We start from the raw sequence: 14,854 nt of genomic DNA, 5'->3' as shown, positions 1-14,854 counted from the left end.
CTAAGTTAAGTAGGCAGGGCCATTCGGGATCAGCTCAGGATGTCCTTCGTGCTGAACCGCCCGTACGCCAGCGCGCCGAACACGGCGATGTAGCCGGACTGCAGCAGCGCGTTGTCCGCGAACGAGTTCCACACGATCGGCTGCCGCAGCAGGTCCCCGAAGCCGAGCCAGTAGTTGGTGAACAGCCACGGGTGCAGCCACTCGAGCTGCGGCAGGGCACCCAGGATCTGCGACACCGCGGCCAGTGCGGCCGTCGCGGCCATGGCGCCCACCGGGATGGTCGTCAGCGTCGAGATGAACAGCCCGATGGCGCTGAGGCCCAGCAGCGACACCGTCACGTACAGCGCGAGCAGCAGCAGCCGCCCGAAGTAGCCGACGATGCCCACGGTGTCCCCGGACAGCAGCGTCACGGGCCCCACGGGGAACAGCAGCGCCCCGATGATCGCGCCCGTGACCACGACGGTCAGGGTCGCCACGAAGCAGAACAGTGCCGCCCCCGCGTACTTCACGAGCAGCAGCCGCACCCGGCCTGCAGGCGCCACGAGCAGGTAGCGCAGCGTCCCGAGGTTGGCCTCGCCGGCGATCGTGTCGCCCGCGACGACGCCGATGGTCAGCGGCAGGAACAGGGGGATGGCGACGGTGAGCGCCGTCAGCGAGACGAACAACCCGTTCTGCGTGATGCTGTCGAGGAACGCCGGGCCGCGGCCGCTGGCCGACCCGTCGGAGGAGACACGGACGACGACGGCGATGAGGATCGGGATCAGCGCCAGGGCGCCGATCATCGCCCAGGTGCGCAACCTGCGGAACAGTACGGTGATCTCCGAGACCACGAGGGTCAGTCCGAGCGAGACGTCAGCCGGCAACGTCGAACCCCTCTCCCGTGAGTGCGACGAACCGGTCCTCGAGGGACGCGCCGCTCGCCTCGAAACCCCGGACGCGCACGTCGGCGCGGACGAGGGCTGCGTTCACCGTCTCGGGCTGGAGGCCGGGCACGGAGAGTTCGGCGGTGATGACGTCGTCGCGCCCGTGGATCTCGGGGACGAGCCCGAGCCCGGCGAGGACGTGGTGGGCGTCGGCATGGTCGGGCGTGGTGATGCGGACCCGCGCGGTGCCGGCGGAGCGGAGTTCGTCGAGGGTGCCCTGCGCCACGAGCCGGCCCGCGCTCATGACCGCGATCATGGTGCACATCTGCTCCACCTCGGCGAGCAGGTGGCTGGAGACGAAGATCGTGGTGCCGTCGTCGGACAGGGACCTGATGAGGTTGCGGACCTCGCGCGTGCCCTGCGGGTCGAGCCCGTTGGTGGGTTCGTCGAGGATCAGCAGATCGCGCGGCGCGAGCAGCGCGTTGGCGATGCCCAGGCGCTGCTTCATGCCGAGCGAGTAGGCGTGGGCCCGCTTCTTCGCCGCGTGGCCGAGGCCCACGCGTTCGAGGGCGGCATCGACGCGGGCATTCCGGGTGGCGGGCGACGTGTGGCGGTCGGCCGCGTCGAAGCGCTGGAGGTTCGCGCGCCCCGAGAGGAAGGGATAGATGGCAGGCCCTTCGACGAGTGCTCCCACGCGCGGCAGGACGGAGCGGGTGTCCTTCGGCATGGCGCCGTCGAGCAACCGGATCTCGCCGCTGGTCGCCGCGGCGAGGCCGAGGAGCATGCGGATGGTGGTGGTCTTGCCCGACCCGTTGGGCCCGAGGAACCCGAACACCGTGCCGCGGGGGACGGCGAGATCGACACCGTCGACGGCCCGCTGCCTGCCGAAGACCTTGGTCAGCCCGCGTGTCTCGATCGCGAACTCACGGGCGCTCACCGGCGGAGTCCGCACGGCCTGTGCGGACTCCGCGGGTACTCCTGCGATCACTGCCGGGAGGCAGCGACGAGCTGGTCGACGCCGACGGCGCCTGCGAGGATCCGGCCGTCGTCGGTGACGAGCACCGAGACGAGCGACGTCTGGAGTGCCTTCCCGCCGTCGACGTCGGTGAGGGCCTGCTCCAGGAGGGCCTGGGCGCCTGCGACCTCCTCGGGATCCATGCCCGGCTTGATCTCCATGATGTCGCCCATGCCGGCGGCGTTCCCCGCGGCGGCATCGAGTCCCAGTCCCGCTGCGGTGCCGGCAGGTAGTTCGACGATCGTGCTCCAGCCCTCGCCGATGACCGTCGGCTGCTGGGGTGCCTCGGCCGGAGTCCGGGCGAGGTCCTGCTTGGCCTCGAGCTCCGCCTTCACCTCGTCGGCGGTGGGAGCCTCGGTGACGGTGGCACCTGCCGGCGGGGTGAACGCGAAGACATCGGCGTCCGGGGTGCTGAAGTCCACCGCGCTGAAGCCGGCGGAGAACGCGGCCTCCTCCTGGCCCTTCGCCAGGACCGTGACGTTCAGGGGGACGCCGGTCTCGGAGTCGACGCTGACGGAGATGGAGCCGATCAGGGTGGCATCGTCCTCGGGGGTGAGGACGAGCTCGTAGGCGCTGCGTCCCGCGACGCGGCTCGTACCCTCGACCTGCACCTCGGTGCTGGGGTCGATCCGTGCGAGGAACACCTCGGCGACCTCGGCAGGTGTCCGGGGGAGGTTCAGGAGCTCGGGGTGCTCGGCGGCCTTCTCCTGCAGCTTCGCCTCGAGGTCCGCCTTCACGGCGTCCTTGTCGGGGAGGGCGGCGTGCGTGGCCTCGTTGGACTCGGAGTCGTAGTACCAGGCGTCGTTCCCGTTGATGACGACGTCGCGCTGCGCGAGCTGGTCGAGCACCTGGACCCGTGCCTTCTCCGTCCCGTCGACGTACACCTGTGCGGTGTGGTCGGCGGTCAGGAGCTCGAGGGCGGTGGAGGTGGGATCGGAGCTGGACGTGCGGCCCGGGGGAGTGGCCATGCTGATATCGGGGAGGCCGAGGTCGGACGACTGCTCGACGGTGCCCGAGTAGGCGTCGTCGGTGCTGGTGGCCACGAACTCGAGCAGTTCCTGCGCGGTCTTCGCGGGCAGTTGCGGTTGGGCTTCGGCGACGGCGGAGCCGCTCACGGCGGCAGTGACGATGACGACTGGGACGATGCCGGCCGGGAGCCAGCGCCAGTTCTTGTTCATGATTGAGCCTTCCGAACGGATTTGTGCCCCATCTGACGCCAAGGCTACACCTGCAAGCTGGGCGTTGGGCACGTGTACTTCGGAGAACGAGCGGCACCGGTGAGGCGTGCCGCCGACACGCGAAAAAGGGGCGGCCGGAGCCGCCCCTTCCCCTGAAGCCGGAAGACCTAGCGCGTGACGCGGCGACGGCCGGCGACCGTCTCGGCGACGCCGATCAGCAGCACGGCGGCGATGACGGACACGATGAAGCCGAGGACGTTCAGCTCGAAGATGTCCCCCGTCCCGAGGAGGCTCGCGATCAGGCCGCCGATGACGGAGCCGACGAGCCCGAGCAGCAGGGTGGCGATGAGCCCGAGGTTCTGCTTGCCGGGCTTGATGAGCCGCGCGAGGGCGCCGATGACGAGTCCCGCGATGATGAAACCGATCATGATGAATCTCCTTGGAAGAGGCCGCGCTCCGCGCGGGAAGTCTGTGGGTCCCGGTGGCAAGCAACCCGCCTCCGTGCATCGGGCGTTGCCAGGACCGTCGATCGGTTCAACGATAGAGGAATGCCATGCCGAGCGAGGAATTGTTGATGGAGCGGAACGATCGACCCGGTGCTGCCCGGGGTGCCCGATCCGCCGGACGCAGCCGGCCGCGCGGTGCACGCCGGATTCTCGGGCTGGTGGTCGGCTGGCTGCTCGTGCTCATCGGGCTGGCCGCCCTCGTGCTTCCCGGCCCGGGCCTGCTGGCCCTCGTGGCAGGCCTCGCCGTCCTCGCACAGCAGTACGAGTGGGCGAGGCGCTGGCTGAAGCCCGTCAAGGAGAAGGCCTTCGCTGCCGCCGCGCAGGGCGTGAGGACCAAGCGTGCCATCGTGCTCAGCTTCGCCGGTGCCCTCGTCCTGATCCTGCTCGGCGTGTTGTGGGGTGTGAACCCGCCGAGCCCCGCCTGGTGGCCGCTCGACGAGCGCTGGTGGCTCACCGGTGGCTGGAGCGTCGGGTCGAGCCTGATCCTCTCCGGCGTACTGGCCGCCGTGTTCATCGTCTACAGCATCCGCCGCTTCCGGCACTGACGGACCGACGGGAGCACACGACGACGACGCGCCCCGTGCGGGACGCGTCGTCGTCGTTCCTGCAGGGTGTCAGTCCCAGTCGTAGTCCAGCGCGGTGCGCACGAGCGTTCCGCCCGCTTCCTCCGACAGGGCGTTCCTGGTCGAGTACAGGTACTCGTCGTCGACCTCGACGTCCGCCGGCTGGACGGCTTCGGCGAAGAGTTCCGCCTCGTCCGTCCCCGCCGGGATGATGGAGATCCTGTTGGCGAAGAGTTCGGCGACGAAGAGGTTGCCATGGCGGTCGAACGCCAGCCCGGTGGGCGAGGTCAGACCGGAGACGACGACGTCGATATCGCCCGAGTCCGGGTCGAAGCTGCGCACCGAACCGAGCGTCGGATCCTCCGGGACGCCTGGCAGCGACGTCAGGTACAGCAGCCCGTCCGGCCCGAACTCGATGTCCGTGGGCACGGGCTCGGAGTTGAACGTGTAGCCGAGGACGCAGTCGGGCAGGTTGATGCCCTGGCCCTCGAGGGAGGCGAGGAGCTCTTCCGTGGCCAGTGTGGGCACGGGCTCGAGGACCGTCGCTTCGATGTCGTCGCGCCGGGTGTCCACCGTCCAGATGACGTTGGCCCCGGCGTCCGCCACGTACACGTAACGGCCCCGGTCGGACACCGCCGTCGCGAACGGGTGCGAGTAGACCTCGCCGCCGCGGGGCAGCAGGAACTCGCGGAGGTCGGCGGGGAGTTCGGCCGCGCAGGCCTCGGGCAGGTCCTGGAACCCGTACTCGTTGTCGCCGTCGTAGTTGTTCTCGGTCTCCAGCGCGGCGAAGTCGGCGATCACGCGGGTCTCGCCGTCCTCGAGGACGCTGACGTTGGCGACGAACGGGTCCGTGCTGCCGGGTCCGCCCGCGCTCTCGGTGTAGTAGACGTCGCCGTACCGGGTGGAGACCCCACCGATCTCGATACCGGGGCGTTCGACCAGCGTGGCGGTCCCGCCGTCGCGATCGACGCTGGTGAGCAGGCCGGCGAAGTTCTGCGAGACGTAGGCGGTGTCGTCGCGGCCGACGGCCACCCGGAGCGGGGACAGGAGGCCGGTCGCGAGATCGACCGACTCTCCCGCGGTGACCTCCGGGTCGCCGTGCCCGTAGGTGGCGGCGGAGGGCACTGCGGTTGCGATGGCGGCGGAGGAGGTGAGGGCGACGGCGAGAGCCGCTGCCGCGATGGACGTGCGTGAACCCTTCATGGTTGCTGTCCTTGGGTGCGAGGGATCGTTGAGACGCTCAGACCGGCCCAGCACCGAGGGGCGGCAGCGCCGCCGTACTACCCGCACGGGCCTCGAAGTCCCCCGGGGCCGGCGCGCGGTTCAAGCGTAGGACCGGCCTTCAGGGGGTGTCCACGACCGCGGCGCGAAATTGCCGTCGTCCGGGGCGAAGGAGACCTAGCGCACCCCTCGGCCCTTCAGTGCCCGGATCTGCTCCGTCAGCTCGCGGGCCTTCTCCTCCGCACCGGCGTCCGAGTAGAGGCGTGCCGCTTCGGCGAGGTGGCGGGCGGCCAGCGACGGGGCGCCGGCCGCGGCGTGGTACTGGCCGAGACAGTCCTCGAGCTCGGTGATCGATTCGAAGTCGAGCAGGGTGCGCTGCCCGTCGACGGCGTCGAGCAGCTCCTTCGCTTCCCCGAGGTCCTCGCTCAGCAGCGCGAAGCGGGCCTGGACGAGGGTGAGCTCGGAGCGGTGGCTGGGGCTGCCGACGAGCCGCAGCCCCAGCTCGGCCTTGCCCAGGGATTCGCGGACGGACTCGTCCACGATCCCGGCCTGCATCTTGAGGCTGGCACTCGCGCGGTGGAACTCGGCCCACGTGACGAGGTCGGACTGCGGCAGCAGCAGTCTGGCGGCAAGGGCGTGCTGCTCCTGCCCCACCTCCACCTCGCCGCGGCGGAAGGCCACGTTGCCGATGGCCCATGCTCCGCGCGCGATCAGGAGGGACGGCACGAACGGGGCGCCCTCGACGACGTCGAGACCCGTCGCCACGTCCCACGCCTCGTCGAGGTCGCCCTTGACGGACAGTGCGGCGATGAGGATGAACGCGGCCTGGAGGCGGGCCGGTGACTGTTCCGGCAGTTCCGCCGCGGATTCGGCGGACCGGCGAGCGAGCTCGAGGGCGTCGAGGAGCCGTCCCGAGGCGCGCGCGATGGTGGAGAGACGCCCCTGGACGACGGACCGCAGTTCGGCGGACGCGACCATCAGCGAGGGCTTCTCCATCTGCAGCAGGACCGCCTCGGCCTCGTCGAGCCGCCGCAGGGCGATCAGCGACTGTGCGTGGAGCATCGACATGTCCCACCAGGCGGGCCCATTGCGCTGCTCGAAGGCGATGTCGGCCGCGTACTCGGCCTCGGACGCCGCCAGGGCGTCGTCGTGCATGTCGCGGGCGTAGTTGGCGGCGAACATCGCGGTGGTGAGGGCCGGCTGGTCCTCGGCACTCGGCCGCTCGACCCACCAGTTCAGGGTCTGCACGGCCATGCCCAGTTGCGTGGCGAAGTGCTGCACCATGTCCGGTGTCGGCTGGCGCAGTCCCCGCTCCAGCAGCGAGATGAAATGATCGGAGTACACCCCGGCACCCAGTTCGGCCTGGGTGAGTCCTTTGGCACTGCGCGCCTGGCGCAGCATGTCCCCGAATCGCATGCTTTCACGTCCCCCATAGATGTGGTCCCGACGATCCACTCTGCAGGGTTCGTTGCGTGACCTATATTTTCTAGCAGATGCCGCGGACATTCGGGAAAGCGTCGCCGATCCCGATCAGCAGAGTCCGCGCAGATAGGTGGAGAACCCCGCGGGGACGCGGCCGGTCGTGCGGGAGGACGTCGTCACCGCGACGGTCCCCGAAGCGGTCCATGCGCTTCCGCCGGCCTTCGCCCGGGCTGCCAGATCGACGTCCTCGTCCTGGGCCAGCGGTCGGAATCCCCCGAGCTTCTGGTAGGTGCTTCCCCGGATCCCGAGGTTCGCCCCGTGGACGTGGTGGTGTCCGTCGTCGGGCACGTACGCGTTCGACCACAGCTGGAGGCGCTGCGCGTTGTCCGCGGTGATCGTCGGACGGACGGTTCCCAGCACGAGATCGTGGCCGCTGCCCAGCCGGTGGTGCCGCACGAGCCAGTCACGCGGGACCAGCGTATCGGCGTCGGTGTTGGCGATCCAGGTCCGCTCGGGCGAACTGCGGGAGCGTGCCAGGGCGAAGCGGACACCCACGTCGCGGGCCGCCCCGACGGACCCGAAGTCGCCGGCGAGGACGGAGACCCCGGGGACGCTCCGCGCCGCGCTCGCGGAACGGTCGGTGCAGCGGTCCAGGACCACGGTCACGGTCACGAGGACGCGGGGGATGGTCCGGAGGAGGTGGACCCGCGCGGCGTCGAGGGCGGTGAGGCAGGCGGGGAGCCACTCCTCCTCGTTGCGGGCCGGGACGACGACGGCCACCTGGCCGGGGATCACAGCAGCCCTTCCCGGCGCGCCACGGACCGCGCCGGCGCGGGGACGAGGACCTCCAGCACGAAGTCCTCCTCGGTGTGCAGGGCGAGGGTCGTCAGGCCGGACGTCCGCCGGATGCGGTCGTGGACGGCGTCGCCGTCGAGTTCCCACCCCTCGATCGGGTGGCGCCAGTGGCACAGCAGGAGCACACCGTCGTCGTCGAGGGACGCGCGGATGAGGCGGATGACCTCGTCGAGCTGGTCGGAGGAGAGGAAGTAGCCCGTCTCCGAGAGGACCACGAGGTCGAAGGGCCCCTCCCCGCGAGGCCAGTCGCGGGGGACGGTCGCCAGCCGCGCCGTGGCGGCGGGGGTCATGATGAGCGCCTCACTGGTCCGGCGTACGGCGGTCTCGCTGGTGTCCAGGGCCAGCAGGCTGTCCGAGACGGTGGCGAGTTCCCGTGTCAGTGCGCCCACGGAGCAGCCGACCTCGAGGGTCCGGCCGAACCGGCGCCGCGGCAGGCTGGCCATGGTCAGGGCACGCTTGCGCTGCTCGTAGAAGCGCTCGGCGACCTGCCAGGGATCGGCGGTGTCGCGATGCAGGCGCTCGAACGTCGACGAGCCGGCGGTGACGAAGAAGGACTCGAAGTTCCGGCTGAAGTGCTCGAGGACCGCCGGTGCGAGCAGCACCTCGTCACCCGGTGCGTCCGACAGCGGCAGGACCTGCGAGGTGTGCGTGGCGAGGGCCGACGTCTTGCGTGCCTGGTCCTCGGTGGAGAGCCGGTGCAGGGACAGTGCATCCAGCTCTGCCGTCCGGTCGGAGGGGCTGCCCCAGTGCCAGAGCCAGATCGGGTACTCGAGCAGGGGGATGTCGCGCCCGCGACAGACGTCCGCCGCCGCCCTGCCGACGGCCTCGTGATCGGGGTGGCCGTCCTGGCGCCAGGGCGCCGCGACGAGGGTACGGGTGTCGTCGCCGTCGCCGAGGGCGCGCAGGAGCGCCGCGGTGACGTCCTCCTGCCGGAGCCTGCCGTCGGGCAGTCCTTCGAAGCTCACGTGCGCGGCCGGGGCGAGCACCTGCACGGCGTCCGCCACCTCGCGGCGCCGCAGCTCGGCGAGCTGGTGGGGCGAGTAGGTGGGTGAGGACGGGTGGGATGCGTCGCCGTCGGTGAGGACGACGACGTCGCAGCGCACGCCCTCGCGCGCCAGGCGGGCGAGGAGGGCGCCCGCCCCGAGGGTCTCGTCGTCGGGATGCGCCGCCAGCAGGAGGAACCGGGTGGGCAGCCGTCCGTCGAAGAGGGCCTCGACCTGCAGGTCGTTGCCGGGTTCGCGCTCCTGTTCCCACGCGCGCCAGAGCGCCTCCGGTGTGCCCTCGCCGTCGTGCGTGAAGCTCACCATGCTGCCGCGCCCTGCCGGGACCGGTCGAGGACGCGTCGGCCGAGCGAGACGTCGTCGCGCTCGGCATGATGCTGTCGCACGTAGAGATGGAGGTCGGCGACGCGCGCGGCGTGGTCCTCGTCGAAGGCCAGCGGCGCCGGGCCGAGCCCGTGAGCGGCCGCCTCGAGCACCAGCTCGGCACAGCGGAAGGCCGTGGCACGGACGCGGGCCGCGAGCAGGGCGCCGTCCTGCCCCCTCGCCCGCCCGGAATCGACGGCGTCCGCGGCGGTGGCGAGGAGTGTCCGGGTCTCGTGGAGTGCGGCGTCGACGCGGCCGAGATGCATCAGGGCGATCTGGTCGGGCGTCCGTCGATGCGACGCGGCGAGCAGGGTCCGGGCGACGCCGAGTGCGCCGCCGAACCAGCAGGCCGCCACGCCGATGCCGCCCCAGGCGAAGCCGTCGCGGGTGAGGTACCAATCGGTGGCTCCGACCGGGGTGGCCTCCACGGCGTCGAAGTGCACCGGGCAGCTGGTCACCGCCGGGAGCCCGCGGCTGACCCAGGCCCCCGCTGGTTCAGCCCTGACGCCTTCTGCGCGCAGGTCGACGGCGAACGCCCGCCGCCCGCCGTCGCCCACCCGGGCGGTGACGAGCGCGGAGTCGAGGGAGCCGGCCAGGGAGCACCAGGGCTTCGTCCCGGTGAGGGTCCACGCGCCGTCGCTGGACGTCGCCTCGAGGACGACGTCGGGGCCCTCCGCCGCGAAGACCCCCCACGTCCCGGTTCCCGGCGTGGTGAGCCCGGTCAGTCCGGCCTGGTCGAGGATGGCCAGGGCGTCGAGGTGCGGTTCGACGACGCGCGCGAGCGTGAGGTCGGTGGCGGCGAGGTCGGTGAGGAGCTGCCACGCCTCGGCGGTCCTGCCCGATCCCGGCAGGGGTATCCGGGTGCCGAGCTCGACGGCCCGGGCGAGGGCACGGTCGACGCGATCGGTTGCGGCAGTCCCGCTCGTGGGCGTCACGCGGGGGTGGGGGTGCGGGACGGGCGCGCGGAGTGCAGCATATCCGCAGTCTACTGATGCTGCGAGGTCGTGCTGGCGCGGCGCTGTCAGAGGCGGCGGACGGGGACCCGTTTCGGGAGCACGGGAGAGGCCAGCAGGGTCAGGATGCCGGCGAGCGGGACCACGACGAGCCCGACCCGCAGTGCGGAGGCGTCGGCGACGGCACCGACGATCGGCGGCGAGAGCAGGAATCCGAGGCGCAGCAGCCAGCTGATCACGGTGAGGCCCGTGCCGGCGCGGAGCCCGGGCAGTTCGTCCGCCGAGTGCATCGCCGCCGGCACGAGCGTGGCCACGCCCAGCCCCGCCAGTCCGAAGCCGAGGATCGTCAGGGGGATCGACGGGAACAGCAGGGCCACGCCCATGCCGATCGCCGCCAGGGCGCCGCCGGCCTGCGCCACCGCGCGCTGCCCGAACCGGTCCACGAGGCGGTCCCCGAACAGGCGGCCCACGAACTGGAAGCCCACGAGGGCCACGAAGCCGAGGCCCGCGATCGTGGGCGTCGCGTCGAGGGAGCCGGTGAGGTAGACGGCCGCCCAGGTGCTCCCGGCGTCCTCGACGAGCGCACCGGCGATGCCGATCACCACGAGGGCCGCGAGGATGCCGACCGTACCGAACAGTCGTGGCCGGGCCGTCCTGCGCGGCGGGACGTCGCCCGGGTGCTCCCTCGACGGGGAGGAGCCGGGGGCCTCGGTCGGCTCGGGGCCGGGCAGGAGGAAGCGGTAGCACACGAGGGTGAGGGCGCTGAAGAGGACGAACGACACCGAGAGGTGCAGTCCGCGCGGGATCGCGAGGCCCGCCGCCGTCGCACCCATCAGGCCGCCCAGCACCGCGCCGATGCTCCACACGGCGTGGAACGAGTTGAGGATGGACCGCTTGTACAGCTTCTGGACCCGCAGGCCGTGCGAGTTCTGTGCCACGTCGGTGATGGCGTCCATGGCTCCGGCGAGGAACAGGGTGGCCGTCAGGACGGCCCACGACGGCGCGATGCCCGCGAGGAGGATCGACAGGCCGATGAGCCACGTGCCCACCGTCGCGACGCGGGAGGACCGGAACCGGCGGACGAGGAACCCCGAGGCGAGTCCGGCCGTGATCGCTCCGAGGGGGAACGCCGCGACCGAGACGCCGAACGCGGCGTTGCTCAGCTCCAGCCCGTCCTTGATGGCCGGGTAGTGGGGGAGGATGTTCGCGAACATCGCCCCGTTCGTCAGGAACAGCGCGCTGACCGCGAAGCGTGCGCGTCCCAGCCGCTGCGCGGTGTACTCCGTGGGCTGCGCGGGCGCGGGGAGACTTCCGATCGGACGATCCTTTCGACGACGGCCGTGGCGGTACCGGCGGACGCAGGAGGAGAGCCCGACAGGTAGAGCCTACGGCGGGGCTCAGGCCTCGGGCGGCAGCGCCTCGTGGTGCTCCTTGCCCTTGGTGCGGCGGTCCTCCTTCATCTCGGCCTCGAAGAGGTGGCGCTTGCCCTCGACCAGCTCGTCGCGGGCCTCCTTCTCGAAGGACTTGAACTCGGAGTAGTAGTGGTCGTCGTAGTCCTCGACGATCTGGAAGGTCCACCGCCCCTCGATCACGTTGCGGCCGATGATCTCGCTCGCGAGCCTGTCGGCGATCTCGGTGTGGCCGCCCTTGCGGAACAGCTCCTCGGCCTCGGAGAGGTTGAGGTCGGCGGTGCCGGTGAGGCGGTGGAAGCCGTAGAGGTGGCCGCGGGCGTGCTCCAGGACCTCGAGGGCCTCGGAGAGCTTGCCGAGGGCCTCCACCGTGATGTCGGAGACCCCTGCGGGGCGCTGGTGGGTTGCGTCGGGACCGGGGGTGTCAGCTGTAGCCATACTTCGTACCGTACCCAGACCGTCGTGCCCTCAGACAGCAGTTCCCTGCTTCCTCGGAGCCGTGCCTAGCCCAGTTCGGGCTTCGCGATGACGGCGATGTCGTCGTCGCCGGATCCGGCGCGCTGCGCGTCGGTGAGGGACTGCAGGACGGCGGTCACCGCGGGCAGGGGATCGGGGGTGGAGCGCAGCATGAGGCGCGCGTCCTTCGCGAGCAGGTCGGCGGAGAACTGCGTGTCCCCGAACGTCCCGCCGGTGATGACGGGGCCCTTCATGCCGGCGATGACGCCGAGCCCCGTCCCCTTCAGCAGGTCCATCACGGCTGCGGCGTCGAGGCCGTTCGCACGGCCGAGGCGCAGCGCCTCCACGAGGCCCTGCAGCGTGACGCCGAGTGCCAGGTTGGCGAGCAGCTTGCCGGTCGCCGCGTCCGACGGCGTGGCGACGCGGCGGAGGCGCTCGGGATCGGCCCACAGGGCCGCGAGCGGTTCGACGACGTCGACGTCCTCCGGCGCACCGCCCAGCAGCACGCCCAGCCGGCCTGCCCGCGCGGGGGCGAGGCTCCCGACGACGGGACCGTGCACGTAGCGGACGCCGGCTGCGGCGGCGTAGTCGGCGAACTCGCGGGCGTCCTCGGGGGAGACCGTCGTGACGTCCAGCCACACGGCTTCGGCGGGGATCTCCAGCCCGGAGAGCACCACGGTCCGTACCGTGTCGGGTCCGAAGAGGACCGTCATGACCACGTCGGCGCCCCGGACGGCGTCCTCGGGGGAATCGGCCTGCAGGGCGCCCGCGTCGCGCAGCGGTGCGACGGCGGCGGCCGTCCGGTTCCAGGCGGTCAGGTCGTGGCCGGCAGCCAGGAGGTGCACGCCGAGTTCGTATCCCATGCGTCCGACGCCGAGCAGTGCGATCTTCATGAATCCTCCGGTTGCTGGTGGGTGTCCTTCCGTCATTGTCCCGGATGGGGGGAGGGTCCTAGTGTCGCCGGCGACAGACTCCCCGCTGGAGTTCGCGGCCCGCTAGCGTGGCGCCCGGAGGGGCGGGCCGATGGACGAGCGGATCCTGAGCTCCGCGGGAAGCATGTGCAGCCTCGGCTCGTACTCCGGTGTGCCGATGCGCGACGCGACCTGGTCGACCGCCAGGCGCCCCATCTCCTCGACGGGCTGGGCGACCATGGTGAGCGGCGGCTGCATGACCGTCGCCCAGCTCGTGTCGTCGAAACCCACGAGGGAGATGTCCGCGGGGTAGGAGAGACCGAGGCCCTGCACCGCGTGGAGAGCACCGATCAGGGCCTCCGCCTCCGACGCGAAGAGTGCGGTGGGGGGATCCGCCGACTCGAGCATCGCGTGCGCAGCCTTCGCTGCCGCCTCCTCGGTCTTCGCCCCCGTGGTGACCAGGGCCGGCGAGTAGGGGATCCCCGCATCCTGGAGGGCGTCCAGGTATCCGCGCAGCCGCTCGGCGTCGCTCCACAGGCTGCGCGCGTTGACGGTCAGGAGATCGTCCAGGGTGTCGATCGCGGCATCGGTGGTGGGGCCCCACAGGAAACCGATCCGGCGGTGGCCCGCCTCGATGAGCGCCCGGGTCACGCGCCGAGCCTCCGCGCGGTTGTCGACGACGACGGCGTCGAGGTGCAGCCCGGGGATGAGGCGGTCGATCAGGACGACCGGCGTACCGCGTCGGGTCGCCTCGGCGAGGTGCTCCGCCTCGGGGGCGCCGAGCGCTGCGGAGGACACCACGATGCCGTCCACCTGCTTGTCGAGGAGGACACCCACGGCGTGCCGCTCGGCCGCGAGGTCCTCATAGGTGCTGATGACGATCACGTCGAGGTTCCGTGCGCTCGCGGCGTCGGATGCGCCACGGATCAACCCGGAGAAGAAGGTGTTGCCGATGTCCGCGACGACGATGCCGAGGGAGTTCGTGACTCCCGTGGTCATGCTCCGCGCGAGGATGTTGGACCGGTATCCGAGGCGCTCCGCCGCGGCGAGGACGCGTTCGCGTGCCACGGCGCTGACCGACCCGTAGCCGCCCAGCGTGCGCGCCGCCGTCGCCCGGCCGACGCCCGCTTCCGCGGCGACGTCGGAGATGGTGGGGGCGCTGCTGGGAGGATGCTCGGACGCCATGGGCTAATGGTAACGAGGGAGTGAGGATGCGGGTTCGGCCAGTGCCGCGCGCGCGGCGTCGGGGTCCGCATCCGAGAACGGCCAGCCGCGCCCGAAGGCCCCTTCGACCGTGCACTGTTGCGCGGAGTAGCGGGCGGCCGTCCGCATCGCGGCCGCGACGTCGCCGGCATCGGCACGGCGGCTCCGGGACCATCCGGCCCGCACCAGGTCGAGGAGGAATGCCGTGAGGTACGCGTCCCCGCACCCCATCGTGTCGACGATCGACGACGTCGGGACGAACTCCGCGCCGCCCTCGTGGAACGTGCCGCCGTCGAGGAAGAGGGCGCCATCGGTCCCCCGTGTCGCGAGTGCGGACCCTGCGCCGTGGCGGACCGCGGTCCGGAGGAGGTCCCGCGAGTCACGGTCGCTGAGGTCGGCGCAGGAGAACTGTCCCAGGTCCACGGTGGGGCACACGGCGGCGAGGTAGGCGTCGGAGCGTCGGTCGTCGTCGGCGGAGAAGTCGAAACTGACCCTGGGGACGGCGGCCCGAACGGCCGGGAGGTGCTCCTCGATGCCGGAGTAGACGCTCGAGTGCACGACGTCGAACCGGCCCATGTAGTCGAGGTCCTCCGAGGACGGACGGAAGGGCTCGGCGAGGGTGATCCCTCCGCCGTTCCACTCCAGGAATCGGCGCTCACCCGCCTCGAGCCGGATGTTGGTCCAGCCGCTCGGGCCGTCGCGGGTGACGGAGCGCGAGATGTCCACGGATTCGGCCAGCAGGGACTCCTTGAGGAGGCCGCCGAACCGGTCGGCACCGAAGACGCCGAGGTACGCGGACTCGGCCCCGAGGCGCCGCGCGAAGACGGAGAAGTTGACGCTGTTGCCGCCGGGATACGACGTGCGGCGGTCGATGAAGCGGTCGACGATGTTGTCGCCGAAGCCGAGAACGCGCATGGGTGCCTTGCTGCTCGAGG

General features: G+C 71.5%; 15 protein-coding genes. 1 reads left to right on the top strand and 14 read right to left on the bottom strand.

The window, feature by feature from the left end; translation table 11 throughout:
- Positions 1 to 29 precede the first annotated feature (29 nt).
- The 4 genes from CXQ97_RS07790 to CXQ97_RS07780 all read right to left on the bottom strand — a co-directional run bounded on the left by CXQ97_RS07790 (position 30) and on the right by CXQ97_RS07780 (position 3,484).
- The gene (locus CXQ97_RS07790) at positions 30 to 863 is read right to left on the bottom strand and encodes an ABC transporter permease (RefSeq protein WP_258062407.1); all 834 of its coding nucleotides are present in this window, start codon (positions 861 to 863) and stop codon (positions 30 to 32) included.
- Positions 853 to 1,800, bottom strand: a complete 948-nt coding sequence (locus CXQ97_RS19785) for an ABC transporter ATP-binding protein (protein ID WP_258062406.1) — start codon at positions 1,798 to 1,800, stop codon at positions 853 to 855. The genes CXQ97_RS07790 and CXQ97_RS19785 overlap by 11 nt, the downstream gene beginning before the upstream one ends.
- A 47-nt stretch (positions 1,801 to 1,847) precedes the next feature.
- Positions 1,848 to 3,056 carry a sigma-E factor regulatory protein RseB domain-containing protein gene (locus CXQ97_RS19780; RefSeq protein WP_181035005.1) on the bottom strand — a complete coding sequence of 403 codons (1,209 nt, stop codon included), beginning with the start codon at positions 3,054 to 3,056 and terminating at the stop codon, positions 1,848 to 1,850.
- Positions 3,057 to 3,223: 167 nt separating this feature from the next.
- Positions 3,224 to 3,484 carry a GlsB/YeaQ/YmgE family stress response membrane protein gene (locus CXQ97_RS07780; protein ID WP_104180255.1) on the bottom strand — a complete coding sequence of 87 codons (261 nt, stop codon included), beginning with the start codon at positions 3,482 to 3,484 and terminating at the stop codon, positions 3,224 to 3,226.
- 146 nt (positions 3,485 to 3,630) lie between these two features.
- Between CXQ97_RS07780 and CXQ97_RS07775 the strand changes: the two genes are divergently transcribed.
- Positions 3,631 to 4,107, top strand: a complete 477-nt coding sequence (locus tag CXQ97_RS07775) for a PGPGW domain-containing protein (protein WP_219815385.1) — start codon at positions 3,631 to 3,633, stop codon at positions 4,105 to 4,107.
- 69 nt (positions 4,108 to 4,176) lie between these two features.
- On the opposite strand, the gene CXQ97_RS07770 is transcribed toward CXQ97_RS07775, so the two are convergent.
- The 10 genes from CXQ97_RS07770 to CXQ97_RS07725 form a co-directional block, all read right to left on the bottom strand.
- Positions 4,177 to 5,328 carry a ScyD/ScyE family protein gene (locus CXQ97_RS07770; RefSeq protein WP_104180253.1) on the bottom strand — a complete coding sequence of 384 codons (1,152 nt, stop codon included), beginning with the start codon at positions 5,326 to 5,328 and terminating at the stop codon, positions 4,177 to 4,179.
- A gap of 195 nt (positions 5,329 to 5,523) precedes the next feature.
- Positions 5,524 to 6,762, bottom strand: a complete 1,239-nt coding sequence (locus CXQ97_RS07765; protein ID WP_181035004.1) for a helix-turn-helix domain-containing protein — start codon at positions 6,760 to 6,762, stop codon at positions 5,524 to 5,526.
- Between the two features lie 114 nt (positions 6,763 to 6,876).
- Positions 6,877 to 7,563: a glycosyltransferase family 2 protein gene (locus CXQ97_RS07760; protein ID WP_104180251.1), complete on the bottom strand. Its 687-nt coding sequence runs from the start codon at positions 7,561 to 7,563 to the stop codon at positions 6,877 to 6,879.
- Positions 7,560 to 8,930 (bottom strand): bifunctional PIG-L family deacetylase/class I SAM-dependent methyltransferase, encoded by a 1,371-nt coding sequence (locus CXQ97_RS07755; RefSeq protein WP_104180250.1) that lies wholly within the window; start codon positions 8,928 to 8,930, stop codon positions 7,560 to 7,562. The genes CXQ97_RS07760 and CXQ97_RS07755 overlap by 4 nt, the downstream gene beginning before the upstream one ends.
- A complete protein-coding gene (locus CXQ97_RS07750; RefSeq protein WP_104180249.1) occupies positions 8,924 to 9,922 on the bottom strand; it encodes an acyl-CoA dehydrogenase family protein in 999 nt (332 codons plus the stop codon). Before CXQ97_RS07750 ends, CXQ97_RS07755 begins: the two co-directional genes overlap by 7 nt.
- 86 nt (positions 9,923 to 10,008) lie before the next feature.
- Positions 10,009 to 11,169 (bottom strand): MFS transporter, encoded by a 1,161-nt coding sequence (locus CXQ97_RS07745; RefSeq protein WP_306739625.1) that lies wholly within the window; start codon positions 11,167 to 11,169, stop codon positions 10,009 to 10,011.
- A gap of 168 nt (positions 11,170 to 11,337) precedes the next feature.
- Entirely contained in the window at positions 11,338 to 11,787 is a 450-nt protein-coding gene (locus CXQ97_RS07740; RefSeq protein WP_104180247.1) for a hypothetical protein, read from the bottom strand.
- A gap of 65 nt (positions 11,788 to 11,852) precedes the next feature.
- On the bottom strand, positions 11,853 to 12,698 hold the full coding sequence (locus tag CXQ97_RS07735) for an NAD(P)-dependent oxidoreductase (RefSeq protein WP_104180246.1): 846 nt from the start codon (positions 12,696 to 12,698) through the stop codon (positions 11,853 to 11,855).
- 102 nt (positions 12,699 to 12,800) lie between these two features.
- Complete coding sequence (locus CXQ97_RS07730; RefSeq protein ID WP_104180245.1) at positions 12,801 to 13,901, bottom strand: LacI family DNA-binding transcriptional regulator; 1,101 nt, start codon at positions 13,899 to 13,901, stop codon at positions 12,801 to 12,803.
- 3 nt (positions 13,902 to 13,904) lie between these two features.
- The gene (locus CXQ97_RS07725) at positions 13,905 to 14,834 is read right to left on the bottom strand and encodes a PfkB family carbohydrate kinase (RefSeq protein WP_104180352.1); all 930 of its coding nucleotides are present in this window, start codon (positions 14,832 to 14,834) and stop codon (positions 13,905 to 13,907) included.
- Positions 14,835 to 14,854 lie beyond the last annotated feature (20 nt).

It is taken from the genome of Arthrobacter sp. B0490 (genome assembly GCF_002929355.1).
Classification (GTDB): domain Bacteria; phylum Actinomycetota; class Actinomycetes; order Actinomycetales; family Micrococcaceae; genus Arthrobacter_D.
This window is presented reverse-complemented; position numbering and strand designations above follow the sequence as displayed.

What these genes read in the sequence shown, in the direction of transcription:
- CXQ97_RS07770 (WP_104180253.1), bottom strand. Translation starts at nt 5,328, where the DNA reads ATGAAGGGTTCACGCACGTCCATCGCGGCAGCGGCTCTCGCCGTCGCC.
- CXQ97_RS07775 (WP_219815385.1), top strand. Translation starts at nt 3,631, where the DNA reads ATGGAGCGGAACGATCGACCCGGTGCTGCCCGGGGTGCCCGATCCGCC.
- CXQ97_RS19780 (WP_181035005.1), bottom strand. Translation starts at nt 3,056, where the DNA reads ATGAACAAGAACTGGCGCTGGCTCCCGGCCGGCATCGTCCCAGTCGTC.
- CXQ97_RS07735 (WP_104180246.1), bottom strand. Translation starts at nt 12,698, where the DNA reads ATGAAGATCGCACTGCTCGGCGTCGGACGCATGGGATACGAACTCGGC.
- CXQ97_RS07780 (WP_104180255.1), bottom strand. Translation starts at nt 3,484, where the DNA reads ATGATCGGTTTCATCATCGCGGGACTCGTCATCGGCGCCCTCGCGCGG.
- CXQ97_RS07725 (WP_104180352.1), bottom strand. Translation starts at nt 14,834, where the DNA reads ATGCGCGTTCTCGGCTTCGGCGACAACATCGTCGACCGCTTCATCGAC.
- CXQ97_RS07730 (WP_104180245.1), bottom strand. Translation starts at nt 13,901, where the DNA reads ATGGCGTCCGAGCATCCTCCCAGCAGCGCCCCCACCATCTCCGACGTC.
- CXQ97_RS07740 (WP_104180247.1), bottom strand. Translation starts at nt 11,787, where the DNA reads ATGGCTACAGCTGACACCCCCGGTCCCGACGCAACCCACCAGCGCCCC.
- CXQ97_RS07755 (WP_104180250.1), bottom strand. Translation starts at nt 8,930, where the DNA reads ATGGTGAGCTTCACGCACGACGGCGAGGGCACACCGGAGGCGCTCTGG.
- CXQ97_RS07765 (WP_181035004.1), bottom strand. Translation starts at nt 6,762, where the DNA reads ATGCGATTCGGGGACATGCTGCGCCAGGCGCGCAGTGCCAAAGGACTC.